25 protein-coding genes are annotated in these 23568 nt (G+C 53.3%); 16 read left to right on the top strand and 9 right to left on the bottom strand.

The features are described from left to right. Positions 1 to 218: 218 nt before the first annotated feature. Both AABA21_RS16150 and AABA21_RS16145 read right to left on the bottom strand, forming a co-directional pair. Positions 219 to 743, bottom strand: coding sequence for a hypothetical protein (locus AABA21_RS16150; protein WP_338251861.1), 525 nt, complete (start codon positions 741 to 743; stop codon positions 219 to 221). Positions 744 to 818: 75 nt separating this feature from the next. Then, entirely contained in the window at positions 819 to 1676 is an 858-nt protein-coding gene (locus AABA21_RS16145; protein ID WP_338251859.1) for a sensor histidine kinase, read from the bottom strand. A 206-nt stretch (positions 1677 to 1882) separates the two neighbouring features. On the opposite strand from AABA21_RS16145, the gene AABA21_RS16140 reads away from it, so the two are divergent. From AABA21_RS16140 to AABA21_RS16085, 12 genes are all read left to right on the top strand, one after another. Next, the gene (locus tag AABA21_RS16140) at positions 1883 to 2620 is read left to right on the top strand and encodes a mannosyltransferase YkcB-related protein (RefSeq protein WP_338251857.1); all 738 of its coding nucleotides are present in this window, start codon (positions 1883 to 1885) and stop codon (positions 2618 to 2620) included. Positions 2621 to 2855: 235 nt separating this feature from the next. Then, positions 2856 to 3941, top strand: coding sequence for a cobalamin-independent methionine synthase II family protein (locus AABA21_RS16135; protein ID WP_338251855.1), 1086 nt, complete (start codon positions 2856 to 2858; stop codon positions 3939 to 3941). A gap of 36 nt (positions 3942 to 3977) precedes the next feature. Further along, complete coding sequence (pcaC, locus tag AABA21_RS16130; RefSeq protein ID WP_338251853.1) at positions 3978 to 4373, top strand: 4-carboxymuconolactone decarboxylase; 396 nt, start codon at positions 3978 to 3980, stop codon at positions 4371 to 4373. Then, entirely contained in the window at positions 4370 to 5104 is a 735-nt protein-coding gene (gene pcaH, locus AABA21_RS16125; RefSeq protein WP_338251851.1) for a protocatechuate 3,4-dioxygenase subunit beta, read from the top strand. Before pcaC ends, pcaH begins: the two co-directional genes overlap by 4 nt. Next, entirely contained in the window at positions 5101 to 5685 is a 585-nt protein-coding gene (pcaG, locus tag AABA21_RS16120; protein ID WP_338251849.1) for a protocatechuate 3,4-dioxygenase subunit alpha, read from the top strand. The genes pcaH and pcaG overlap by 4 nt, the downstream gene beginning before the upstream one ends. A gap of 12 nt (positions 5686 to 5697) precedes the next feature. After that, positions 5698 to 6528 (top strand): CoA transferase subunit A, encoded by an 831-nt coding sequence (locus tag AABA21_RS16115; protein ID WP_338251847.1) that lies wholly within the window; start codon positions 5698 to 5700, stop codon positions 6526 to 6528. A gap of 17 nt (positions 6529 to 6545) precedes the next feature. Next, positions 6546 to 7322, top strand: a complete 777-nt coding sequence (locus tag AABA21_RS16110) for a CoA-transferase subunit beta (protein WP_338251845.1) — start codon at positions 6546 to 6548, stop codon at positions 7320 to 7322. Then, entirely contained in the window at positions 7322 to 8671 is a 1350-nt protein-coding gene (gene pcaB, locus AABA21_RS16105; RefSeq protein WP_338251843.1) for a 3-carboxy-cis,cis-muconate cycloisomerase, read from the top strand. Before AABA21_RS16110 ends, pcaB begins: the two co-directional genes overlap by 1 nt. Before the next feature lie 18 nt (positions 8672 to 8689). After that, a complete protein-coding gene (locus AABA21_RS16100; protein WP_420917195.1) occupies positions 8690 to 9868 on the top strand; it encodes a 4-hydroxybenzoate 3-monooxygenase in 1179 nt (392 codons plus the stop codon). A gap of 612 nt (positions 9869 to 10480) precedes the next feature. Beyond that, positions 10481 to 11002 carry an FMN-binding protein gene (locus AABA21_RS16095; RefSeq protein ID WP_338251839.1) on the top strand — a complete coding sequence of 174 codons (522 nt, stop codon included), beginning with the start codon at positions 10481 to 10483 and terminating at the stop codon, positions 11000 to 11002. A gap of 7 nt (positions 11003 to 11009) precedes the next feature. Beyond that, on the top strand, positions 11010 to 11753 hold the full coding sequence (locus tag AABA21_RS16090; RefSeq protein ID WP_338251837.1) for an FAD:protein FMN transferase: 744 nt from the start codon (positions 11010 to 11012) through the stop codon (positions 11751 to 11753). Next, positions 11750 to 13270 (top strand): RnfABCDGE type electron transport complex subunit D, encoded by a 1521-nt coding sequence (locus AABA21_RS16085; protein ID WP_338251835.1) that lies wholly within the window; start codon positions 11750 to 11752, stop codon positions 13268 to 13270. Before AABA21_RS16090 ends, AABA21_RS16085 begins: the two co-directional genes overlap by 4 nt. 636 nt (positions 13271 to 13906) lie before the next feature. On the opposite strand, the gene AABA21_RS16080 is transcribed toward AABA21_RS16085, so the two are convergent. Both AABA21_RS16080 and AABA21_RS16075 read right to left on the bottom strand, forming a co-directional pair. After that, complete coding sequence (locus AABA21_RS16080; protein ID WP_338251834.1) at positions 13907 to 14974, bottom strand: ABC transporter substrate-binding protein; 1068 nt, start codon at positions 14972 to 14974, stop codon at positions 13907 to 13909. A 27-nt stretch (positions 14975 to 15001) separates the two neighbouring features. Next, a complete protein-coding gene (locus tag AABA21_RS16075; RefSeq protein WP_338251832.1) occupies positions 15002 to 15397 on the bottom strand; it encodes a PPOX class F420-dependent oxidoreductase in 396 nt (131 codons plus the stop codon). Positions 15398 to 15720: 323 nt separating this feature from the next. Between AABA21_RS16075 and AABA21_RS16070 the strand changes: the two genes are divergently transcribed. Together AABA21_RS16070 and nadE are read left to right on the top strand one after the other, a co-directional pair. Continuing rightward, positions 15721 to 16281 (top strand): P-loop nucleotide/nucleoside kinase family protein, encoded by a 561-nt coding sequence (locus AABA21_RS16070; RefSeq protein WP_338251830.1) that lies wholly within the window; start codon positions 15721 to 15723, stop codon positions 16279 to 16281. 174 nt (positions 16282 to 16455) lie between these two features. Further along, complete coding sequence (gene nadE, locus AABA21_RS16065; RefSeq protein ID WP_338251828.1) at positions 16456 to 17295, top strand: ammonia-dependent NAD(+) synthetase; 840 nt, start codon at positions 16456 to 16458, stop codon at positions 17293 to 17295. Between the two features lie 151 nt (positions 17296 to 17446). On the opposite strand, the gene AABA21_RS16060 is transcribed toward nadE, so the two are convergent. From AABA21_RS16060 to AABA21_RS16040, 5 genes are all read right to left on the bottom strand, one after another. After that, positions 17447 to 17569: a hypothetical protein gene (locus tag AABA21_RS16060; RefSeq protein WP_338251826.1), complete on the bottom strand. Its 123-nt coding sequence runs from the start codon at positions 17567 to 17569 to the stop codon at positions 17447 to 17449. 238 nt (positions 17570 to 17807) lie between these two features. Next, the gene (locus tag AABA21_RS16055) at positions 17808 to 18677 is read right to left on the bottom strand and encodes an alkaline phosphatase family protein (protein WP_338251824.1); all 870 of its coding nucleotides are present in this window, start codon (positions 18675 to 18677) and stop codon (positions 17808 to 17810) included. Between the two features lie 419 nt (positions 18678 to 19096). Continuing rightward, positions 19097 to 19423 carry an inorganic phosphate transporter gene (locus AABA21_RS16050; RefSeq protein WP_338258449.1) on the bottom strand — a complete coding sequence of 109 codons (327 nt, stop codon included), beginning with the start codon at positions 19421 to 19423 and terminating at the stop codon, positions 19097 to 19099. A gap of 20 nt (positions 19424 to 19443) precedes the next feature. Beyond that, the gene (locus tag AABA21_RS16045) at positions 19444 to 20106 is read right to left on the bottom strand and encodes an inorganic phosphate transporter (RefSeq protein ID WP_338251821.1); all 663 of its coding nucleotides are present in this window, start codon (positions 20104 to 20106) and stop codon (positions 19444 to 19446) included. Beyond that, on the bottom strand, positions 20099 to 20737 hold the full coding sequence (locus tag AABA21_RS16040; protein WP_338251819.1) for a DUF47 domain-containing protein: 639 nt from the start codon (positions 20735 to 20737) through the stop codon (positions 20099 to 20101). Before AABA21_RS16040 ends, AABA21_RS16045 begins: the two co-directional genes overlap by 8 nt. Positions 20738 to 21066: 329 nt before the next feature. On the opposite strand from AABA21_RS16040, the gene AABA21_RS16035 reads away from it, so the two are divergent. Both AABA21_RS16035 and AABA21_RS16030 read left to right on the top strand, forming a co-directional pair. After that, on the top strand, positions 21067 to 21639 hold the full coding sequence (locus AABA21_RS16035; RefSeq protein ID WP_338251818.1) for a hypothetical protein: 573 nt from the start codon (positions 21067 to 21069) through the stop codon (positions 21637 to 21639). Between the two features lie 566 nt (positions 21640 to 22205). After that, positions 22206 to 23555 carry an ABC transporter substrate-binding protein gene (locus AABA21_RS16030; RefSeq protein ID WP_338251816.1) on the top strand — a complete coding sequence of 450 codons (1350 nt, stop codon included), beginning with the start codon at positions 22206 to 22208 and terminating at the stop codon, positions 23553 to 23555. Positions 23556 to 23568: the final 13 nt, after the last annotated feature.

The raw sequence follows: 23568 nt of genomic DNA, 5'->3' as shown, positions 1-23568 counted from the left end.
CTCCCACCAGTTTTTAATGAATAGTATTTCATGCTGTTCATCGAGCAGCGTATCTATAGTTCAGACGTCTATGGTACGTCGTGTCCATAACTGTGTCAATGGACAATGCCGCCATATCTATTTTATCGCGTGGTCACAATTGCTATGTCAGCAACTGTGACATCACAACACAAAAAGGGTGCGAGCGTATGCGCCCGCACCCTTTTTGTGTTGGTTGATTAAGATAGTACCGTCTTATCAAATTGTAGCTTGAGCTGCGTAAGGTCAACTTTGTCATTGACAGGGAAATCGATATAGCCGTTCTGGGGCTTACCAGGATAGACAGCCGCATTGATCGAAGCCACCTTCCCCTTGACGCTCTGGCCTGAAGGTAAGATCAAGCGCGTCAGACTGACGTAGTCCACACCGATGGTATCACTATTGTTGTTGGTGGTATTCAGGGAGACACGTACGACATAGGTGCCTCCGGGCTTGAAATCATCGGAGAACTTGCTGGCCATCTCAGCTTTCGTAAAGGTGATATTGACCCCATTATACGTGTATTTTTGATGCAGGTCAGTGCTCGACACCGGATTGGTGACGACGACTGTGGGTGTTGGTGGCGGGGCGAACAGGGAGTCGTGTTCTACTTCGTGTGGACCCGAGCGAAGCACACCATATACCGCAATTGCGATGACTATGATACCCAGGATGGTGCCCATTCTGGGAGAGATAAGACGACGTTTTTTGGCCGGCTGTTCCATGATATATCGTTAGCTCCTGGTAAAAATCTCTATCTATGTATCGTATTATAGCAAAGGCCTGCCATTTTACCTATCTTAATGGTGGTCTATCAACTGCCTGTTGGAGTTCCTGGATCTCAGGCAGGGCCAAGCGTACCGTTGTACCCTGTTCCGCGTCGCTCTGGATGGCGATCTGCCTCCGGTGGCCCGCACGCTTTCTTTCGCGATAGAGAGCCCCAGCCCGGTCCCCCCGATGCTGCGAGAGCGCGCCTTGTCGACGCGATAGAAACGCTCACCGAGATGGGAGATGTGCTCTGCCGGAATGCCTTTGCCGGTGTCCTGTATCTCTACAATGATCTGCTTTTGCTGACGAAGGGTACGTACATTCACCTGCCCACCCTGGTGATTATATTTAATCGCGTTATCCAGCAAGCCCAGGACGGCCTGCTCCAGCATCCCTTGATCACCCAGCACCTGCCCCGGCTGACTTTCGGTGATCCGAACGATAATGTGCTGCTGCTCTGCCAGCGCCTGCACACGATGTACCATGCAGGCTGTCAGCTCCGCCAGATCGATGATATCCCGCTCACAACGCACGGTGTTGCTATCAAGGCGGGCCAGAGTTAACAAGTTCGTGGTGAGTTTTGTCATATGCGTGGTTTCACCGATGATATCATCGAGCAGGGCCGCATCCTCCTCATCCAGATGCTTCCGTCCCCGCAGCAGTACATCAGCATCGGCACGCAGCAATGTGAGCGGGGTGCGTAGTTCATGTGAGGCATCGGCGATAAAGCGCTGCTGCTTGAGCCACGCCTGACGCGCCGGCGACAACGCCCGGTCTGCCAGAAAGAGTCCGCCTGCTCCCGTTCCCACTAAGGCGATACTTCCAACAGAGAGTAGGAGAACCAGCAATAGATTGAGCGTGGATGTCTGGGGCTGGATGGTCTCGCCCACCAGGACAACGCCACTTGTAGCATTACTATCCGGCGCGGTTACGAGCAGGGCATAACGATAGATAGGGCCGACTGTACCTCCGCCATCGACGATATCCGAGGCTGGCTGACCCGTTTTGAGCGTGGTTTTGACCAGGTTCGTATCCAGAAATGTTGAGGGCAGGCTGCTGGCATCGGGCGTTGGGAGCAGGCTGGGGAAGTTGGCTGATGCCGATCATCGGGATTGGTTGCGCGATAGCCGCGATTGTGCTCTTCCTGGGACGCCTGCTGCCGCGCCAGGCGATTACCGATCGTCTGCTGATGCCGGCGGTCGGCCTGGGTCTGGCGGCGCTGCTTTTAACCCCCACCGTCTGGTCAGCTATCCCAGCCATCGACAATATCGCGGCCGATCTGCCGATGGCTGGTCAGAGCCAGGGATTTGGCGGCACCGGTGGTGCCTCGGGCAATAGTCGCCGCTTCGCCTTTGATCGACAGGGAACTACAACCACTAATCAGCCAGCCCCCACAGGTGCATCAGGAGGTTCACCTGCGGCTGGGCCTGGTAACGGTGGGAATAGTGTGGATACCGCGCTGATCACATACCTGGAGGCCAACCAGGGCAGCACGAAATACCTGCTGGCGGTTCCCAGTTCCCAGACGGCCGACTCAATTATCCTCTCTACCAACAAAGCCGTCATGGCTCTTGGAGGCTTCTCCGGTAGCGATCCCATCCTGACGAGCAGTCAGCTCAAGGCCCTGGTCGCCAACGGCACCGTGCGCTACTTCCTGCCTAACGGTTCGGGTGGCTTTGGTGGTGGTCCTGGTGGACAGAGCAGCAGTACAACTTCCTGGGTGACACAAAGCTGTAAGGTCGTTCCTTCCAGTCAGTGGCAATCCAGCACATCGACCACTAGCAGTGGCTTTGGCGGCTCTTCACAGCTCTACGATTGTAAAGCCAGCAGTTAGTAAATCCAACAGCAAGGAGGTATGGCAACCGTTGTCATACCTCCTTGTCATTAGACTCTTTCGCGTTCTCAGCGATTTATTATGTTAAAATAGGGGAGAAATCTCTATAGATTGTAATAAATGATATCCTGGCTCCCGACAAATGAAATAAGGTTGTTGTTAGTGCTTTGATGGGTAACATGGTCTGTTACTCTCTTTTGTTAAAACCTGTATTTATTTTAGGAGGGACATAGATATGGCCTATCACAGTGAGGTGGTGGGAAGCCTGCTCAGGCCGACCTACCTGGTAGAGGCGAGGAAGCAATTTGAGGCAGATCAGTTGAGCGCCGCGGACTTTAAGTCCATTGAGGATCGAGCGGTCAACGAGGCGATCTCCTTGCAGGAGGAGGTCGGGCTGGATGTGATTACGGACGGTGAACTGAGGCGCTATGCTTTTTATGGCCACCTGGTTGATGCTCTGTCGGGCTTTGATAAGTATGGTGGCTGGGCCATCCCTTTCAGGGACGAGAGTGGTGAGGAACTGGTCCTCAGGCGTCCGGTGGTGGTGGAGAAGTTGCAGTGGAAGCGCAGCATGTGCGCTGAGGAATGGGTCTATCTGCGATCACGCAAGTCGCGCCCCGGTAAGGTAACTATGATCAGTGCCCAGCAGGCCGCCGCCTATTATGATCCCGAGAAATCGAAGGCGGCCTACGCCACACGTGACGCCTATCTGGCCGATATTGTGGATTTCTCGCGCCGCGAAGTCGCGGAACTGGTGCGGTTGGGTTGCACCTATATTCAGATCGATGCCCCACAATATGCTGCCCTGCTTGATCCACAGATGCGCGAGGGCTATCGACAGCGCGGCAGCGATCCGGATAAGATCATCGATCAATGTATCGCCATGGATAATGCCATCATTGACGGGCATCCAGGTGTCACATTCTCCATGCATATCTGCCGCGGCAATAATCAGAGCAAGTTCTATGCCAGCGGCGACTATGAACCCATCTCGCGCATCTTCAGTCAGACCCACTTTCAGCGCTTCCTATTAGAGTACGATGATGCGCGCTCCGGTGGCTTTGATCCGCTGCGCCACGTCCCTGATGATCGCTTTGTGGTCTTGGGACTGGTCACGACCAAGAAGACACGGCTGGAGACCGCTGACGAACTGCGTCATCGCATTCGGGAAGCCTCTCAATTTGTGCCTCTGGAACGCCTGGCGCTCAGTCCTCAATGTGGCTTCGCATCGACCATGGAAGGCAACCATATCTCCTTTGAGGATCAGCACCGCAAATTAGAGCTCGTCGCCAGCGTGGTGTGTGAGATCTGGGGCTCGTAATCAGCCGTCTGTTTCTAAGGAACTGGAGCTGTAATCATGACAGAGTCACGCTATGAGCAGGGAATGCGCGTCCGCAAGGAGGTGCTGGGAAGCGAGCACGTCGAGCGGGCGCAGGCCAATACCACATCCCTGGACGCCGATTTCCAGCGTTTCATTACCGAGACCGCCTGGGGCACCCTCTGGTCTCGGCCAGATCTGGACAGGCGCACGCGGAGCCTGGTGACGATCGCCATTCTGGCGGCGCTGGGTCGTGAGGAACTGGCCCTGCATCTGCATGCCAGCCGCAATTGTGGCGTCGATCCACACGAGATTGCTGAAGTGCTCTTACATGTAGGGGTCTATGCGGGGGTGCCGGCGGCCAACGCCGCTTTCAAGCTAGCGAAGAAAGAGTTTCCGGACGCCGATATGCGAGATGAAGGGAGCGAGGAATGAGCCATATCACTATCGGCGATATCGTGCGGGGAGATAGAGAAATCTTTCCTCCCTATTTATACGAGGCCTATCAATCCACGCGTCGCCGAGCCCCGCTGTTGCCACTGATTGATGTGCCGCTGACCATCTCTGAACTGACTGGTCCCGGCCCGGCTATTAGCGCGGTTACACCCGAGGATGCTGACCTGACGCGCAACGCTGGCACAGGCGGTGAGGCGATCGGCCAGCGTATCATCGTCACGGGGTGTGTGCTGGACGATCTGGGCAATCCCATCCCCAATACGCTGCTGGAGATCTGGCAGGCCAACGCGTCCGGTCGTTATCTGCATAAGCGCGACCAGTGGCCGGGACCGCTCGATCCGAACTTCCTTGGCATGGGACGTTGTTTGACTAATGCCGAGGGCATCTACCGCTTTCTGACCATTCGGCCGGGGGCGTATCCGTGGAAGAATCATCCCAATGCCTGGCGGCCGGCGCATATCCATTTTTCCCTGTTTGGTCAGTCGATGATGTCGCGCCTGGTGACGCAGATGTATTTTCCAGACGACCCTCTGCATCAGCTGGATCCTATGGTGCAATCAGTCCCGACTGAAGCTGCCCAACAGCGCCTGATCGCGAGCTATGCGCATGATGTAACCGAGCCTGAATGGGCGCTGGGATATCGTTGGGATATCGTTGTGCGCGGGTCCCACGCGACCCCGTTTGAGTCGTCAGGAGAGGGAGGAGCATGAATAAGCCTACATTGACGTCTGCGCAGACGGTTGGTCCCTTCTTCGCGCCCGCTCTTTTGCGTGAGGATTGTCGGCGCAACGTTTTAACTGGTCCCCAGACCATGGGTGAGCGTATTCGTATTGAGGGCATCGTGCGGGATGGCGACAGCCTGCCGGTGTCTGATGCGTTGATTGAGATCTGGCAGGCCAATGCGCATGGCCGCTATAACCATCCCGCGGACCAGGGCTCGGCTGAGCTTGACCCTTCTTTTAGTGGATTTGGCCGCTCCGGTACCGCTGAAGATGGGAGCTACTGGTTTGAGACGGTGAAGCCGGGTGCGGTGCTTTTTGATGGGTCACGGTTGCAGGCGCCCCATATCTGTGTGACCGTCTTTGCCCGTGGACTGCTCAACCACCTGGTGACGCGCTTGTATTTTGAGGACGAAGAGGCGGCCAATAGCGGTGATCCCATTCTGCTGCGCGTCCCTGAGCAGCGACGCCCAACGCTGCTGGCCCGACGTGATATGGATGGGGATCTAGTTCGCTATCGCTTTGATATTATCTTGCAGGGGGCGAACGAAACCGCGTTTTTCAATGTCTGATGGAGAAGGCTGATGACCGCTTTTATGTCGTTACCATCCGCGATCGCGGAGTATGTCCAGGATGGCATGACCATTGCCATGGAAGGCTTTACCCATTTGATCCCGTTTGCCGCCGGCCACGAGATCATCCGGCAGCGAAAGCAGCAGCTCTGCCTGATCCGTATGACACCCGATCTGATCTACGACCAGATGATCGGTATGGGTTGTGCCCGTAAGCTGATCTTTTCCTGGGGCGGCAATCCAGGTGTTGGGACCCTGCACCGGTTGCGGGATGCCGTTGAGCATGGTTGGCCGGGACCTCTGGAGCTTGAAGAGCATAGCCATGCCGCTCTGGCCAATGCCTATGCCGCCGGTGCCGCTGGTCTGCCCTGCGCCATCTTTCGTGGCTATCAGGGCTCGGACCTGGTTGGCATCAATCCCAATATTCGCCACATCCAGTGTCCTTTTACGGGCGAGCAACTGGCGGCCGTACCTGCCGTACGTCCTGATCTGACCATTATCCATGCCCAGCGGGCCGATCGTCGCGGCAACGTGTTTATCGAGGGCATTATTGGCGTACAGAAAGAGGCCGTGCTGGCCGCGCGGCAGGTGATCGTGACCGTCGAAGAGATCGTCGATGATCTGCGTGTGCCGGGTCCCAATGCTACCGTCCTCCCTTCCTGGACCATCAACTCGGTTGTGCAGGTTCCAAACGGCGCCTATCCATCCTACACCCATGGCTACTATGGACGCGATAATGCCTTCTATACCGCCTGGGATGCCATCGCCAGGGATCGCGAGACCTTTCACGCCTGGATGCGTGAGCACGTGTTGAGTGATCAGCCCGCGAGTCAGTTTTCATGAAAGTGGGGGAGTATGCTATGGAGTATTCGACTGCGGAGATGATGGCGATCGCGGCGTCGCGTGCCTTAACAAATGAGGACGTCTGCTTCGTCGGTATCGGAGCACCTTCCGAAGCCTGTAACCTGGCGCGGCTGACCCACGCGCCAGATATTACGCTGATCTATGAATCGGGCACGATCGCGACGCGGCCCGCGGTCCTGCCGCTCTCGATTGGTGATCCCGAGCTCAGTGAAACCGCCTTGATGACGGTATCTGTGCCGGAGATGTTCCAGTACTGGCTGCAGGGAGGACGGATCTCGATTGGTTTTCTGGGAGGCGCGCAGATCGATCGCTTTGGGAATATCAACTCCAGCGTGATTGGCAGCTATGAGCGGCCTAAAGTACGGCTCCCGGGTGGCGGTGGCGCGCCAGAAATCGCCAGCCAGTGCGGCCAGACCTATGTGGTCATGCGCCAGAGCCGCCGCACGTTTGTCGAGCAGGTGGATTTCATTACCTCCTTTGGCTATGGTCAAGGAGGCGACCATCGGGAGCGTCTTGGCATTACGACGCTGGGTCCCACCCTGGTTGTAACCGATCTCTGCCTGCTGCGGCCAGAACCGGGTACTCATGAACTGGTGGTAACCTCGATGCACCAGAACGTCACGCGTGAAGAGGTCATACAGAACACGGGCTGGCCGATCCGTTTTGCACAAACGGTGGAGCACACGCCGCCACCGACCGATACAGAATTAGAGGTCCTGCGTGACCTGCATGCGCGCACAAAGCAGGCCCACGCTGGAAAGGTGCTACCCTGATGCCAGAGCCAATAGATGCTTTATTCAGTACACCAGAGATGGCAGCCGCCTTTTCGTCGACGGCGCATGTGCAAGAGATGCTGACGTTTGAGGCGGCGTTGGCCCGTTCAGAAGCGCGGGCCGGCATCATTCCAGCTGAGGCCGCCGCCACCATTGCGTCCCACTGCCAGGTAGAGGCGTTCGATATTGAGACCCTCTATCGTGAGGCCGCCACGGCTGGCACTCCAGCTATTCCCCTGATGCGCATGCTGACGGCCCAGGTCACGGGTGAAGCGCAAAAATACGTGCACTGGGGCGCCACCAGCCAGGATGTGATCGATACCGCCATGATGCTGCAGATGCGCCATGGCCTGGACCTGCTTGAGAGGGCATTGCTGGATATATGCGCGGCGTGCGCGCACCTGGTAGAGCGCTATCGGCATACCGTCATGGTCGGGCGCACGCTGCTACAATCGGCTCTGCCGGTTACCTTTGGACTCAAAGCGGCGCGTTGGCTGGACGTGGTTCTGCGGCAGCTACGCTCGCTACGTGCGCTGCGGATAGAGGCGCTGGCTGTGCAACTGGGAGGCGCGGCTGGCACACTGGCTGCTCTTGGTGAGCAGGGCCTGCAGGTGGTCGCGTTCCTGGCTGAAGAGCTGGAACTGCCAGCTCCCGATCTGCCCTGGCACACAGAGCGTGATCGCGTGGCGCGCATTGCTACCACGTTGGGTATCATCGCTGGCACGATGGCGAAGGTCGCGCAGGACCTGATGCTGCTGTCACAGGGAGAGGTCGGAGAAGTGTCGGAAGGAAGAGCGGCCGGGAAAGGTGGCTCCTCGGCCATGCCCCAGAAGCACAATCCCGTTGACTCGATTGCCGCTCTGGCCTCGGCTCGGCGGGCTCAGGGCGAGGTTCCCGTGCTCCTCTCGGCTATGGCGCAGGAGCACGAGCGCGCGGCAGGCGGCTGGCAGACTGAGTGGACCGCCCTGCCAGATATCTTCCGCTATACAGCAGGCGCGGTCGCGCACGTGGGCGCAGCCCTGACTGGTTTGCAGGTAGATGAGACGCGTATGCAGGAGAATATCGCAGCCACCAGTGGCTTGATTATGGCCGAATCGCTGACGATGGCACTTGCTCCGCATATAGGACGACCGGAAGCACAGCGCATCGTCAACGCTACCTGCGAACGCGTCGTCAGTTCAGGCATATCTCTGCGCCAGGCGGCCCTGGCAGAGCCACAGATACATACCGTCCTGTCGGCTGACGTCATCGAGCAGGCGCTTGATCCCGCCGCTTATCTGGGAAGTACAGAGGCTTTGATTGATCGTTCGCTTAATGCGTATCAAGAGGAATTACAGGGTCCCCAGTGAGGAGAAATCGCTATGCATATGCATACTCCCGTTGGCATCATCGGGGCCGGTCCCGCTGGTTTATTTTTGGCGTTGCTCTTATCCTTAGAGGGCATCGATTCGGTCGTGATTGAAAATCGCAGTCGGGCGGAGGTCGAGTCGACCATTCGTGCGGGCGTGCTGGAGCAGGGCACGGTAGACTTGATGGTGGAGATGGGGATCGGTGAGCGCATGAGGCGCGAAGGTGCGGTGCACCATGGTATTGAGCTGCGCTTCGATAGATGTGGACATCGTATTAACCTGCATGAGCTCACCAATGGGCGCGCCATCATGATCTATCCGCAGCATGAAGTGGTCAAGGACTGTATTGCCGCCCGGCTGCAGCAGGGAGGTCAGATCTTCTTCGATGTGCAGGACGTACAGCTTGCCGAGGTTGCCAGCGACCAGCCGATCATCCATTTCAGGCATGAGCAAGAACAGGTCGAACTGCGTTGCGACTTTATTGCCGGATGCGATGGCTTCCATGGTGTGTCACGCGCGTATATACCTTTATCTGTGCAGCAGGTATACAGCCGTTCTTATCCCTTTGGCTGGCTTGGTATCCTATTGCAGGCGCCACCATCTGCTAGAGAGCTGATCTATGCCTATCATCAGCATGGCTTTGCCCTGGTCAGCACACGCTCACCGCAGCTTCAGCGCATGTATATCCAATGTGACCCGCAGGACGATATCGCCAACTGGTCTGATGAGATGATTATTGAAGAGCTGGAGGCGCGGCTGGTTACCGATGATGATTGGCAATTGCGGGTTGGCTCTATTGTGCAAAAAAACATTGTGGCTATGCGCAGCTTTGTGATCGAACCGATGCAGTATGGTCGCCTCTTTCTGGCAGGGGATGCGGCGCATATTGTCCCTCCAACAGGGGCCAAGGGTCTGAATCTGGCTATCGCTGATGTGCGTCACCTGGCCAGAGCCCTGGCTCGCTTCTATCAACAGCAGCGTGAGGACCTGCTGGTCGCGTACTCGGCCACCTGCTTGCGACGTGTCTGGCGCACCGAGCACTTCTCCTGGTGGATGACCTCCATGCTCCATCGTTTTCCTGATGACGATCCTTTTCAGCAGCGCATGCAGCGCGCTCAGCTCAACTATACCGTTGGCTCCCATGCCGCCTCTATGAGTCTGGCCGAAAACTATGTCGGCCTTCCCTTTAGCGTGTAGGCCGCCCAACTCTTTGCTTGCCAGCTGCCTTTTAGCCTCTTCCTTTATGCGCGTGTGATGGTAAAGGAAGAGGTTTTTTGAGGAGAAGGTTTTACAATTTTTTTACAGCTTTTAGCCTCTTTTTTGATGTTGCCGCCTTAATATTAAGTTAACTCACGTATGGGACAATGCTGACCCCGAGAAAGATTGCTGGAATTGCCAGACAGGACCTGTTCACCAGGAAATGCTGAACTGAACACTCACCTTTGCTTAATATCTGCATGGTAAATAGAAACGTATCATAAGCAGCAATGGGAGAGAGGTTTGATGTGGAAAGGGTGCGAGTATCACCGATTTGGGGCGCCAATCCGAGCTCCACTTTCTCATGGTGGTAATACTCCAGTCACAATGGGCAGATAAGTGTAGGGTTTTAATGTAGTTCAAATAAAAGCAATGTATATTGAGGATACATAGAAGTATGAAGCACAGACACCGGCTCTTTTCGCTGATTATGCCATGAGTATCGTCCTGGCCTGGTTGATAGAGAGAGCTTTGTCTGTATCTATAGTCTTTGAGCCTTCTGCCTTTGGTGTATATGGTGGTTCAGGCCTTTCTTGAAGGGATATCAGTATTATGAAGAAAGTAACGGTGGCGACCCTGATTGTAGGCGCCTTCATTATCTATAGCTTATTATTCAGTCACGCGAATCAAGTAACTGCTTTGCCGACAACTTCTACCAGCACAGTAACCTCTACCCCGACCGCGTCGAGCTCCTCTGGTTCATCGGGTTCGTCTGGTTCATCAGGCAATTCTAACCCGACTCCTACGCCTACAGCGGCATCGGGCAATGGTGGTTTACCCAGCAGCGACCGGTATAAAGACGGGTCATATACGGGCAGTGTAGCGGACGCGCACTGGGGCAATATCCAGGTCAAAGCGATCATTCAGAATGGGAAGATCACGGATGTGCAGTTCTTGCAGTATCCCAACGATCGCAATCGTTCCGTTTCAATCAATAGCTATGCCGATCCACAGTTGACGCAGGAAGCTATTCAGGCTCAGTCCAATAATGTTGATATCGTTACCGGCGCGACCGATTCGAGCGAAGCCTTTATTCAGTCACTGGGCGACGCGCTGTCCCAGGCCAAGGCATAAATAAACCATGAAAGATACACGTTTATTAATGGGCATGCCGATCACAGTGGAAGTGTTAGATCCAGATGCAACTGAAGCCACGCTGGAGCAAGTGTTTAACTACTTTGTTGCGGTAGATGAGCGTTTTAGCACCTATAAGGATGATAGTGAAATCTCGCGCATCAATCGTGGCGAGCTGAGTCTTAAAGATTGCAGTAATGATATGCGAACGATCCTGGAGCTCGGTGAGCAGACCAGGAAGGAGACGCAAGGCTACTTCAACATCTATCGTGATGGGTACTGTGATCCTTCTGGCATTGTGAAGGGCTGGGCAATCCGTAACGCCGCGAATCTGTTGAAGGCACAGGGTTTCCAGAACTACTACATTGATGCCGGTGGAGATGTTCAGGTCGCTGGCAGCAAAGACGGCCGTCCCTGGCGGATCGGCATACGCAATCCCTTCAATCGTAATCAGAACGTCAAGATCCTGACTCTTTCAGATCAAGGGATTGCTACTTCCGGTACGGCCATTCGGGGGCAGCACATCTATAATCCGCATGATCCGCAGGGGCAGATAACGGATATTGTCAGTATCAGCGTGATCGGTCCAGATGTGTATGAAGCGGACCGCTTTGCCACGGCTGCCTTTGCGATGGGGGGGAAGGGAATACAATTTATTGAAAAATTAGCTGGTTTTGAAGGATATATGATTGATAGTCATGCTCGTGCAACCTATACTAGTGGATTTGAAAGGTGTGTACTAAAATCATGATCGCTAAAATAGATTACGTGCTTGATCGCATTACTATGTACCGCCTGGTCCTCTACGTCTTGATTGCACTGGTTGGGGCCGCCGCGGTTCTGGCCTACTTCAAGTTCCTGCCATTCTCGCCACTAGCGCTGCTGGTTTCAACCGCCATTCTGATTGCTCTCTGCTGGGCGGCAAATACCATCTTTGGCTACTTCTTTGAGGTTCCCACCAACATTGAATCGGCCACCATTACCGCATTGATCCTGGCCCTGATTATCGATCCCGGACAATCGCATGCCAGCTTTCAGTTTCTGGGCTGGGCCGCTATCCTGGCCATGGCCTCCAAATATGTGCTGGCCCCCTACAAGAAGCACGTTTTTAATCCGGCCGCCATCGCTGTCGTGATCACCTCGTTTGTATTGGGGGAGTCGGCCAGCTGGTGGATCGGCACCACCAGCATGCTTCCTTTCGTCCTGGTTGGTGGCCTGCTGATTGCTCGTAAGCTGCGCCAGATAGATCTGGTGGTCATCTTTAGCGTGACCGCGCTGGTCTGTGATTGTGTTGTCGGTCTGGTGCAGGGAAAATCGGCCCTCACCGAGATCAACCAGCTGGTGTTACTCTCGCCACTGTTCTTTTTCGCGACCGTGATGCTTACCGAGCCGTTGACGGCTCCTCCCACCAGAGGCTTGCGTTGGCTTTACTCGGCGATTGTCGGGGTGCTCTTCATCCCGCAACTCCATGTTGGCAGCTTCTACCTGACCCCTGAACTGGCGCTGGTGTTTGGCAACATCTTCTCCTATCTGGTGAGTCCCAAACAGAGGGTGGTGCTCAGGCTTAACAGGAAAATCAAAATGGGACCAGACATCCTGGATTTTGTCTTCAAGCCTTCGCAGAAGTTAGCGTTTACTCCTGGACAATATATGGAGTTCACATTGGAGCATCCCCATGCCGATAGCCGGGGAAACCGCCGCTACTTCACCCTGGCCTCCTCGCCGACCGAGAACAACGTTCATCTTGGCGTGCGCTTCTATGAGAACGGGAGCAGTTTCAAGAATGCCATGCAGCGCATGGATGGCAGGTCAAAGATGGTCGCCGCACAGATTGCCGGTGATTTTACCCTTCCAAAAGATCCTAAACAGAAGCTGGTGTTTATCGCGGGTGGCATCGGTATCACTCCCTTCAGGAGCATGCTTAAGTATCTGCTTGACACGCGGCAGAGACGTGACATTATTCTGCTCTACGCCAACAGGTACGCCAGCGAGATCGCCTATAAAGACGTTTTGAACTCCGCGTATACCCAGCTTGGTATCAAGACCTTCTGTACACTGACCGATACCACTGCCGTCCCTCAAAATTGGACCGGCTTTGTTGGCCGCCTCAATGAGCAGATGATTTTCCAGACGGTTCCTGACTACACCGAGCGTACTTATTACCTCTCGGGTCCGCCAGAAATGGTTCGTGCCTATGAGCAGGTTTTGAAGAACATAGGTGTCAGGAACGACCAGATTAAAAAAGACTTCTTCCCCGGTCTTGTTTAGAACAGGTCTGACTCTCGTCACCCTGGGGACACTCATATGCCCCCGCACGGGCGTCCGCTGCGCGGCCGCACTGGTTTTGTATATTGGTACATGGGGTGCGCTGATGCGCACCCCATGTACCAATATACAATGAACTCGTGAGTATCGAAGATGCGAAAACACATACAGGTCGCAGACGATAATTTTGAGGGCATTTGTTGAGCTTAACATATAGTGAGATGTCACAATATTCCTGGCTGAGGGCGTGTAATCCTATGATGGAATTGCCTGATTATCTTTTGCATTCTCAATGGTCGAGAGGGGGTAGAAATGGCAAAACAGCATCAGGGCTGGCGTTCAAAAAAGTCAGCTGGTCGGAACAATCCACGAAAAAGTACAGTTATTACCACTGGATCATACAAGAAGCCTGGCAGATTTCATGCTCAGGCAGTGGCACGTACAGATCCAGGCGCACGACCTCAGATCGAAAAAAGACCGTCAGAGCAGGATCCACGCATGGGGCGAACCCATGAGGCCGACTCACAGGCGTGCGCTCGAGACAGAGAATCGCGGTCTGGTAGCGACTCCAATGCTCATCGGCATCGCAAGGGTCTCTAGTGAGTATCATCCTTTGGCGCAGGAGCAGGTTCTCAGCGTTTAGCCTGTGCTTTTCAGAATTAAGGGACGCTCCGCGTGTTCGGGAGGCCATACCACACGGCGCTCTCTATTTTGCCACTGCACGGTGAGGACCTGGTGACCCGTTTGCAGACCACTCTGTGGATCGAGATGAAAACGTCCATACAGCGTGTGGCAATCGAGCTGGCGGGCCGTGGCAAGCAGAGCCTCCTCCTCACTACTTCCGCTATCGCGCAGGCAGCGAGCGTATATCAGTCCTGCGGCGAATGCCTGTGTAGCCGGGTAGGGAGGATCTCCCCCTATGAATTTCTTATAGTTATTAGTGAACCAGCTTGCGCCGGGTCCCTCATCGGGCTTTATTGGTATGGTGGACATCCATTGGGCTGGACCCAGTAAGCCTTCGCGTTGCTTCCCCAGTGAGGCCAGTACTTCTGTTACGCCCGCGCCTACAAAGGCCGCAGCCCGCCATGGGCGTGTCAGCAAGCGCGGTGCCAATGCCTGTTCGTCGGCGAAGTTTCCCACCACCAGCAGTACATCAGCATCTGGCACTCCAGATGCTACTGCGGTAGCCTGTTGCGGTTTAAATGCTATGGATTGCAGTTTGAAGTGAAGCTCGGCGGCAGCTTTTTGCGCGCCAGCGGCCACGTCGCGTCCAAAGCCGGTTGTTGAATGACAAAGAACAACAGTGGTCGCGGTTGGATCGAGCGCGCGCATCGCCTGAAGCGTCCCCACGAAATAGGTGGAGGCTGGGGAGAGGATATTGATGACGTGGGGAAATGTAGGATACGATAGGCGAGAGGTCGCGCCACCATGATTCCAGATCAGACGTTGTGTGGCGCGGGCGGTGGTAAGCATGGTGTTGCTGCCATAGGGGCCAAATACTACATCTGGATGGGTATCTATTGCCGCCTGTATCGCTGTATCCATGGTAGGACCGGCATCGCGCACATCCAGATCGATTCCGGTCCACGGTCTCGGAAGATCAGCCGCATGCGTGGCCCAGAGGGTAAGTCCGGCCGCGCATGCCTGCCCAAATGGAGCCAGTGAACCGGTCAGGGGAGTTACAAGCGTCGCTCGTAGCTTTGGCATCACAGGTGCCTGTTTCTATTTATCTTGTTAACCCTGGGAAGTGGTATGCTCGGGCTGAACCACCATCACCACGCGCTCATCGCCGGGCTGATGCCAGGGATATTTATCGAGGCCGAGATACTTTTTCGCCATCGAATTGATGAACTTCAGATCTGGATCTTCATCGAATCGTACCACTCGGCCACGAATCTCAAGGTAGCGCTCCAGCATCTTGGGATCGGTGATCGAAAGAGCGATGCGCGCATCGCGTTGCAGATTGTGGAACTTCTGACGCTTCTTCGTCAGGCTAAAAAGCACATGCTCACCATCCCAGCCGAACCAGACCGGTGAGCTTTGGGGCTCTCCCTTGGGCCCAATGGTGGCAATGTGTGCGCCCGATTTCGTTTCCAAAAGATCCTTATATTTTTCTGGAATTACAGCCATAGTTCTCTCCTTTATATTGTACTTATGCCAGCATCCTTCTTACTCTATTCTTATCAGCAAGAATTAACAGTGTGCAGGGGCCAGCAATAATTATTGTCGTCCTTTTTGCACATCTTTATTATGACTCGGGCCACTTAATCTATACACGTTACATTTACATAAAAAAATTCGCTTATCTTCCTATCTACTCAAGAATTGTGAAACGTTGGAGCAGAAGCTGTATACTATGAAGAATCTCTCTCATGAAGAGCTTTTTTTCCAATTGGGGTCATACGGGGAATGAATGTATTGTAGACATAGCTGCAAAGGAAGAAGTGGCCATTATGCATAGAAATATTGCTGAAGCGCAGGCTGTAGTTCCAGATCAGCCCAGGATTATTGTGGTGACCGGCATTATGGCCGCTGGAAAATCAACCATCGCGCATCTGCTTGCACAGCGTTTTGCGCGTGGAGTGCATATTGAGGCGGATGTGCTTCAGCGCATGATCGTCTCAGGCGGCGTGTGGGTCGGCGAGCCTGGCGAACCGGCTGGGGAGGCTGCGCAACAGCTTCGCCTGCGACTCAAACATATGTGCTTGCTGGGCAGATCGTTTTTTGAGGCAGGCTATACGGTCGTTCTTGATGACATCATCATTGGAGATCGCTGGCAGCATCTGCAGGAAGAACTGCATGGTCTCCCTTTCTCGCTGGTAGTGCTGGCCCCACGAGTAGATGTCGTGGCTCAACATAGAGACTTGTCCCGCGCAAAGGATCCACAAGGGTATGCCTGGGCAACCTACCTTGATCATGAACTGCGTGCAACGATGTCAGGCATCGGACTCTGGATCGACACCTCCGAACAGACGCCCGACGAGACCGTTGAACAACTGCTACGAAATCTCTAAACTGATCTTCGCCTCATCGTGGTCGTTAGGCCTCGCTTTTTTAGATCCAGTTAGCTATGTTTTGCATCCCTGAGCGTTCATCGCACGCTATAACATGGAGACCACTATGTATTTTCTGCACCCAATGTGTGGAACGCAGGTGATGATCTGATCTATTCGCTGAGGAGTTTTCTTATGACAACAACCAGACAAAAAAATATTATGGAAGCACTGCATACAAAAGCGGTAATCGATCCAGAAGAAGAAGTCGCCTCGCGCGTACAATTTCTCAAAGATTATGTCACATATGCCTCGATGGATGGTTTTGTACTTGGCATCTCGGGAGGTCAGGACTCCAGCCTTGCTGGACGCTTATGCCAGATTGCGGTCGAAGAGCTTCGTGAGCAGACAGGGAAAGATTACGTGTTTATCGCTCTTCGACTTCCTTATGGTGAGCAAAAGGACGAGGAGGACGCGCAGAAGGCACTGCAATTTATTGCTCCTGACCGCACCTACAGCGTGAATATTCAGCCCGCGGTTGATAGCGCGGTTGCCTCATTTAAGGAGGCTACTAGCTTCAAGATGTCGGACTACAATAAGGGAAACCAGAAGGCGCAGGAACGAATGACGGTCCACTATCGCTTCGCCAATCATTTCAACGTCCTTGTGGTAGGCACAGATCACGCGGCGGAGGCAGTATCAGGCTTCTTTACCAAATATGGTGATGGCGGCGTAGACCTGACACCCCTCTCTGGGCTTACCAAGCGCCAGGGAAAACTGTTGTTGCAATACCTGGGCGCAGACGAACAGATCTACACAAAAGCGCCAACCGCCGATCTACTCGACGAAAATCCAGGCCAGCTTGATGAGGATGAGCTCAATATTACCTATGATATGATCGATGACTACCTCGAAGGAAAGGAAGTTCCCGCCGACGTAGCTCAGCGCATTGAGCGGCGATATTACATAACCGAACACAAACGGCAGGTACCTGTCGCGCCATTTGACACCTGGTGGAAAACGCAGAACGTTTAGCTTCAAAGTGCCAGGAATCGAGCACAAAATCACAACAGCGCAACCCGACCAGGTTGCGCTGTTAAAGATGAATGAGTAATGTTTGAGAGTTAATCATGTGTCTTGAATAAATTCCAACAATGATTTAGTTTATGCGAATGTGGCAATGTTGCTAGCGACCGCGTACCACCCGGCGGATCACACGTGCCGCAGCGGCGATCAACACCGTTTCCGCGACCCACTTCAAAAGAGGAGAACCTTTCTTCTCTCTTCTATAACGATCTTTTCTAGACATAGATGATCTCCTTCCATTTCTGCCTTCGGATAGGGAATAACGCCTTCCTAACATTAGTACGTATGGCCCAGTATAATGGTGGCAAATCCTGTTCACTCCCTCCCGGTGCAGAAGAGAGGAGACATGTCAGGCAGTTAATATATATCCTGTCTGATATGTCTCCCCCGTTAATAATGGCCATCGGCCCTGTACTGATGAGTTCTGTTCCTGCGTTCTCTAGAAATGGCGGCGTGCAGATTTAGTTCCAGCAGTCGGAGATAGCTGAGGCGCTGGCGCTGCTACCCAGAGCTGTCAGTCCATACATATCTTCCAATGTACGCAGGACGTTGTAGTGATTGATAGTCTCGCTATAGTGACCGATCTTTACCGACTGACCAACGAAGATTGTGGGGACCTGGTTGCTCTGGGAACTATCATCCTCGTCCCAGGTTACGATCAGCAGGCTATTATTCTTCTTGGCCCATTGAGCATAGGCATCGATATTGTTTTTGAGCCAGGTATCGCCCTGCTGGATCGTTCCATCGTGCATATCGTTGTTCAAATTGGGAATGACGAACGAGACAGTGGGTAGTGTACTGTAGCTGGCGCTGCTCGGGAAGCTGGTGAAGGGCTGATTGTCGCTGGTCGGTACATTGGAGAAATTGACCCAGGGACTATGTTTGCGGGCGTATGCTCCCGAGGTGCAAACGGTCGAACCGGCTTTGGGCAGGCTCTCAGAATAGCCGGTAAAGGTGAAGCTAGCGCCAATTAATTCGCTTGCCAGGTTCCCTTTTGTAAAGGTATGTGGGCAGGAATCACTCGTAATGCCTTGCGTAGAGCCAGAGAAAAGTGCCAGATAGTTTGGCTGGCTTGGATGGGTAACCGCGTACGAATGTGTAAATAACGCTCCCTGGCCTGCCAGCGAGTTGATGTATGGCGCGCTGGATGAGCCGATGACCTCAGAATAAGAATGATTCTCTTCCATTACCACCACGACATGTGCTGGACGGGGTAAAGTCGCGGCATGGGCCTGGGGCGTCAGTACATTGTTTGTCAGCGCAAGTGTCAGGCTGGCTATCGCAAGCCCCATAAATATGGCCAGAGAAGAATGAAAGATACGATTGTTCATGCAAAACCTCCCATGGGATGTCCGGAGGATAGAGATTGTCGGTCTCCCTCTGGACATACATACGTATATCTGGACACAGGTTATTGGATGCTATGCCAGTGAGGCTACATTTCAATTGTGATGGTTATGGATATTGCGAGTGATCAACATGCATCAATGCATGCTATTGATAAGCTTGTCTGAATAACAAAGCTCGCTAATGGCACCATTTAGTTTTGCTTATCATCAGACTGCACTGGCATAGTGATGGGAAAGGTATCTCTATCTTGTCCTCATCTTCCAGATCCAGCATACCAGAAAAACGTTAAGGACAATTTAAAGCCTGCTAATCGTTTTGTAAAGGAAGGCAATAATTGCTATTATACTTACATTTTGATAGTTATACAAATGCATCGCTTCTGGCAGCAGCGCTTGCTGTACTAGCGGATACCTGTTATGAAGTGGAGCAGCAAGTAGATGATCCAACCCAGGAAGACACAGGCAGGAATCGTTACTACCCAGGCTACTACGATGCGCCCGGCGACTCCCCAGCGTACCGCCGAGAGACGCTTGGTTGCTCCTACTCCTAAAATCGCCGAAGAGATAACATGCGTGGTCGAGACCGGGATGCCCAGCCGGCTGGCTACCTCAATGATGGCGGCCGAAGCGGTTTCAGCCGCAAAGCCATTGATGGGGCGCAGTTCGACGACTTTTAGTCCGATTGTTTTCACAACGCGCCAGCCTCCGATACATGTTCCCAGACCCATCGAGGTAGCTGCCGCCAGGATCACCCATAGGGGGACCCCCAGTTGCTGCCGGTCCAGCCGTAATAGCTGGCCAGAGCCATCGTGATTACTCCCATCGTCTTTTGCGCATCGTTGCCACCATGACTGAAGGCGACCCATGCCGCCGAGAGGATTTGCAGGCGACCAAAGATGCGACTGACCAGCATTGGGCGCATTTGAGCGAAGATCCATAACAGCAGGATCATAAAGAGGAATGCGACCAGGAAGCCGAGTAGTGGCGAGAAGATGAGCCCCTGAAATGTTTTGGTCAAGCCGCCAAGTTCGATGACCTGCCAGCCTGCCGACGCCACACCCGCGCCCACAATAGAAAAGATAAGCGCATGGCTGGAGCTCGAAGGGATACCAAAGCGCCAGGTAATGAGGTCCCAGATGATCGCGGCCAGCAGGGCGGCAATAACCAGGAGCTGGGTTGCCACCGTGGGTGGCACTATGCCTTTTCCGATAGTGGTGGCGACAGCAGTACCCGTCAATGCCCCCACGATATTGAGTATGCCAGCCATCAATACGGCTGTACCAGGCTTGAGAACGCGTGTCGCGACCGAGGTCGCGATCGCGTTGGCTGTATCGTGAAAGCCATTAATGAAATCAAAAATAAGACCAATCGCTACAATCAGCACCAGCAGCAGAAATTTTGCATCAAGCATTCTTTGCCACAAGCCCTTCCAATGAATCCGCGAGATCCTCTGCGCGGTCAGCCGCTTCTTCTAGATGCTGGTAGATCTCTCCCCAGCGTATAGCTTTGATGAGGCCATTCATATCACTCACCCCATCAAACTGGGATGCGAGTGCCTGGTCGAGTGTATCGTCGGCCTCCCCTTCAAGTCGGTTGATGGAGATGGAACATTGCAGTAGCTTATTCCACTGCTTTTTGTTTTCCAGCAGTGGCACTGTCTCCGCTATAATGGTCGCCTGCTGATCGATGATGCGGGCCAGGCGGCGAGCATGTTCAGTTGGTTGATCGATACGGTAGAGCCTGATGCGGCGAGTAGCCTCTTCAATGGCATCAACAAAGTCATCGAGCCGATTGGCCAGGTTCGCGATATCCTCGCGGTCGAGTGGCGTAACGAATGTACTATAGAGTGCTTTGAAGATCTGGTGCGTGATTTCGTCGCCATGGCGTTCGAGGTCCTGAATCTGCCGCGTTTTTTGCTCGATGTCACTATAGTTTTCGAGTAGCTCGCACAAAGCCTGCGCGACCCTGGCACTATTCTCAGCTGCCTGGCGAAAATAATCAAAGAATCGCTCATTGCGAGGAAGGAAGCGTACCAATACCATATAACACTCCTTTGGCGCATCACTGCGAAAAAATTCCCTTTCATCCTTATGTACTTACACGGTACACTTGTGTTCGGGGGTTCAAATCCTGCATGGCTGGCTTTCTTATTTGAGAATATCATCCTTAAATGGGGTGTCTTTAGGTGGATCAAGATTACAATGTATCCGAAAAAATAGTTAATTCTTATGATACGGTGGTGAATTCTATCTGGTATTGTACCTTTACGCATCGAGAATCTGATGCTGCGCGATCCTTTGGTTCCTTACCGTTTGGGGTATGTTGGTGATCCTGGCCAGCGTGTGGCATTCTCGAAGAGAAGCAAATCATTATGAAAAAGAAAACGAAAGATCTGGCGAAGCAGATACAAGACGCGCTCCTTGCTCTATCAGATGTGATGCTGATGGAGACACTCACACAGTGGCTCGATCGCGCTGAGGATGAGCTGGCATACCTGGATTGGAGTGACGAGTATCGCTATATGCTTGGGTACCGTGTTCAATCGGATACGACGGGCGCAATCTACTCCTCTTTCGAGTCATTGGATGAGGCGGAGCCTGACGGAGATGGTGGGACCTGGGTTGTGCCACCTATAGAGATGCTACGAGGCCTTCTTGTGAACCTTTCACCAGAAGATTTCTATCGCGGCATTCTCCCGCTAGCTGGTGACGCGTTACGCCACCAGGCATACGAAGAGGGCTGGGGCTCTCCACCATCGACTTTCAGTGATGGCTACAATTTTATGCGCTGCCTGGCAATTCACCTGCGTTACAAAGATCTGGAAAGCCAGGGGATGAAACACAGGTATAGTTTTTCCTTGCAATATATAGCGGGCAGAAGAAGGCCGATGGATCATTTTAGTGCTGAGCTCTCATTTGTGCATGCCCTTTTTTTACATCGGTGAATGTCGTGTCCTCCCTCTATGTGCCACTGCGAGAGATCCCTGCCGTCCATGTCTTGCGGCAGATCTGGGTTCAAAACTACTGGAGAGATGATGGGCGCGCCTAAGATGGCGAGAAACAGATACGATTCCCCCTGCCACGCTCTCCATCAACTCAGGAACGTATCTATCTGCTTTCTATCACCGTATCATCCGTTGGCGTAGCAAAAAGAAAGCGATTGTCTCTCTCGTTCACAATCTCTTAGCTATTATTTATCATATCTTGTCAACAAAAAAAGGAAGGACGGAGAGTTGTGGAACTCAATTCTCAGTGTTAGATAATATATGCCTATGTCATTTGCTTTATTTAAGAAGGGTTGCTTTTGACTGTAAATTTGAGTATGCTTGTTTCTATATAAGATGACCTATGGCCCTATGGAGTCGCTTCCCTTATACTCTTTGCCTTTATGTCAGATACGCTTTCGGAGTATTTATGCGGAATGTATAAGGGAAATTTTTTATCATATGGCCTTGTATTGGTCGGAGTTTTTCAGTGCTGTATTTGTTATCCAATGGAGGAAACAAAATCTATGAAAGCAAGCAGCCGACTAATGATCCTTTGCTCATGCTGGATTGTACTGCTGCCACTCGTGCTAGTAGCATGCGGTGGTTCCAGTGGGAGCGGGTCCACGAATAGCGGTGGTCAGACCCTCCATGTTCTGGTGGGTGCGAACACAACCTTTGCTGCACAACAGAAGCAATGGATGCAGCAGATTGGGAACGATTTCCACAAGGCGACTGGCAGCAGTATTGTTTGGGACACCTACTCTAGCAGTAGCGAGGAACAGACAAAGATCCAGACCTCGATTGTCAGCGGCAGTGGCCCTGATATATTTAGCCTGGGCACGACCTTTGTGCCTACGGCGCAAGCAACGAAGGGTTTCACCACGCTCACCGCTGATGACTGGAACAAAGTGGGTGGGAAGAGCCGCTTCTTCCCGCAACAGATGACCATGGCCGGGTCATCGCCCGATCAGGCGATTGCCGTTCCCTGGGTGATGCGTCCTTTTGGTATGGCCTATAATATGGACCTGTTTAAAAAGGCCGGGATCAGTGCTCCTCCTACAACCTGGAGCGATTTTGTGACTGACGCGAAGAAAATGACAGACACTTCCGCCGGTGTCTACGGCGCGGAGATAGACCCCTCTGATTCATTTGATCCATGGAAGATCTGGTGGACGTTCAACGAGCAGATGGGTGGTGGAAGTTTCCTCTCCCCGGACCTCAAGACCGCTGAAATGAACACCCCAACGGCTGTCAATTCCGTCAAATTCTGGTTTGACTGGGCCACTACATTCAAGATCGCCGATCCGAACTCGATGACATGGAAAGCGACTGATGCCACGAGTGCCTTTGGTAATGGTAAAGTGGCCATGTTGAATATGGTCACGCCGACGATCACACCGACACTCCAGAAGTCGTCTGTCGCAGGCAAGTACGCGTTTGCTCCCATGCCAACGGTGCCCTATGGTATGCAGCAGCGGCCAGCTAACGGTGCACCCGCTTCGACGATTGTGTCCGGTGATATGCTTGCCGTTGCTGATTACTCCAATGTGAAGGATCTGGCCTTCAAGTTTATTAACCTGGTGACGGACTATCAGCACCAGCTTGACTGGACTCAAACCTTCGGAGATTTGCCTGCGAACGTGCAGGCCGCAAATTACCTGAGCAACAAGGACCCGAAGACTGCGGCCTTTGTCAAGGCAGAGCAAGGTGCCACACCAACCCCCTTCTCCGGTGAGTGGGGACCGCTCGAGATCTCATTAGCCAGCGTCAGCTCCAAGCTGGCCAACTCGGTCGCGACGAACCACTATAATCCCTCCCAGATCAAGCCACTTTTGGATCAGGCCAACAAGGAGATTCAAAGTAAGCTGCATTGAGGATCAGGATACA

This window comes from Dictyobacter halimunensis (assembly GCF_036245075.1).
The sequence above is the reverse complement of the archived record's forward strand: the minus strand, read 5'-3'. Positions and strand labels throughout refer to the sequence as shown.

Coding starts and splice junctions, on each gene's coding strand:
- AABA21_RS16095 (WP_338251839.1), top strand. CDS start 10,481: ATGAAGAAAGTAACGGTGGCGACCCTGATTGTAGGCGCCTTCATTATC.
- AABA21_RS16110 (WP_338251845.1), top strand. CDS start 6,546: ATGGAGTATTCGACTGCGGAGATGATGGCGATCGCGGCGTCGCGTGCC.
- pcaH (WP_338251851.1), top strand. CDS start 4,370: ATGAGCCATATCACTATCGGCGATATCGTGCGGGGAGATAGAGAAATC.
- AABA21_RS16060 (WP_338251826.1), bottom strand. CDS start 17,569: ATGTCTAGAAAAGATCGTTATAGAAGAGAGAAGAAAGGTTCTCCTCTT.
- AABA21_RS16075 (WP_338251832.1), bottom strand. CDS start 15,397: ATGGCTGTAATTCCAGAAAAATATAAGGATCTTTTGGAAACGAAATCG.
- AABA21_RS16070 (WP_338251830.1), top strand. CDS start 15,721: ATGCATAGAAATATTGCTGAAGCGCAGGCTGTAGTTCCAGATCAGCCC.
- AABA21_RS16100 (WP_420917195.1), top strand. CDS start 8,690: ATGCATACTCCCGTTGGCATCATCGGGGCCGGTCCCGCTGGTTTATTT.
- AABA21_RS16055 (WP_338251824.1), bottom strand. CDS start 18,677: ATGAACAATCGTATCTTTCATTCTTCTCTGGCCATATTTATGGGGCTT.
- AABA21_RS16040 (WP_338251819.1), bottom strand. CDS start 20,737: ATGGTATTGGTACGCTTCCTTCCTCGCAATGAGCGATTCTTTGATTAT.
- AABA21_RS16085 (WP_338251835.1), top strand. CDS start 11,750: ATGATCGCTAAAATAGATTACGTGCTTGATCGCATTACTATGTACCGC.
- AABA21_RS16090 (WP_338251837.1), top strand. CDS start 11,010: ATGAAAGATACACGTTTATTAATGGGCATGCCGATCACAGTGGAAGTG.
- pcaG (WP_338251849.1), top strand. CDS start 5,101: ATGAATAAGCCTACATTGACGTCTGCGCAGACGGTTGGTCCCTTCTTC.
- nadE (WP_338251828.1), top strand. CDS start 16,456: ATGACAACAACCAGACAAAAAAATATTATGGAAGCACTGCATACAAAA.
- AABA21_RS16080 (WP_338251834.1), bottom strand. CDS start 14,974: ATGCCAAAGCTACGAGCGACGCTTGTAACTCCCCTGACCGGTTCACTG.
- AABA21_RS16140 (WP_338251857.1), top strand. CDS start 1,883: ATGCCGATCATCGGGATTGGTTGCGCGATAGCCGCGATTGTGCTCTTC.
- AABA21_RS16150 (WP_338251861.1), bottom strand. CDS start 743: ATGGAACAGCCGGCCAAAAAACGTCGTCTTATCTCTCCCAGAATGGGC.
- pcaC (WP_338251853.1), top strand. CDS start 3,978: ATGACAGAGTCACGCTATGAGCAGGGAATGCGCGTCCGCAAGGAGGTG.
- AABA21_RS16050 (WP_338258449.1), bottom strand. CDS start 19,423: ATGGGTCTGGGAACATGTATCGGAGGCTGGCGCGTTGTGAAAACAATC.
- pcaB (WP_338251843.1), top strand. CDS start 7,322: ATGCCAGAGCCAATAGATGCTTTATTCAGTACACCAGAGATGGCAGCC.
- AABA21_RS16030 (WP_338251816.1), top strand. CDS start 22,206: ATGAAAGCAAGCAGCCGACTAATGATCCTTTGCTCATGCTGGATTGTA.
- AABA21_RS16135 (WP_338251855.1), top strand. CDS start 2,856: ATGGCCTATCACAGTGAGGTGGTGGGAAGCCTGCTCAGGCCGACCTAC.
- AABA21_RS16045 (WP_338251821.1), bottom strand. CDS start 20,106: ATGCTTGATGCAAAATTTCTGCTGCTGGTGCTGATTGTAGCGATTGGT.
- AABA21_RS16035 (WP_338251818.1), top strand. CDS start 21,067: ATGAAAAAGAAAACGAAAGATCTGGCGAAGCAGATACAAGACGCGCTC.
- AABA21_RS16115 (WP_338251847.1), top strand. CDS start 5,698: ATGACCGCTTTTATGTCGTTACCATCCGCGATCGCGGAGTATGTCCAG.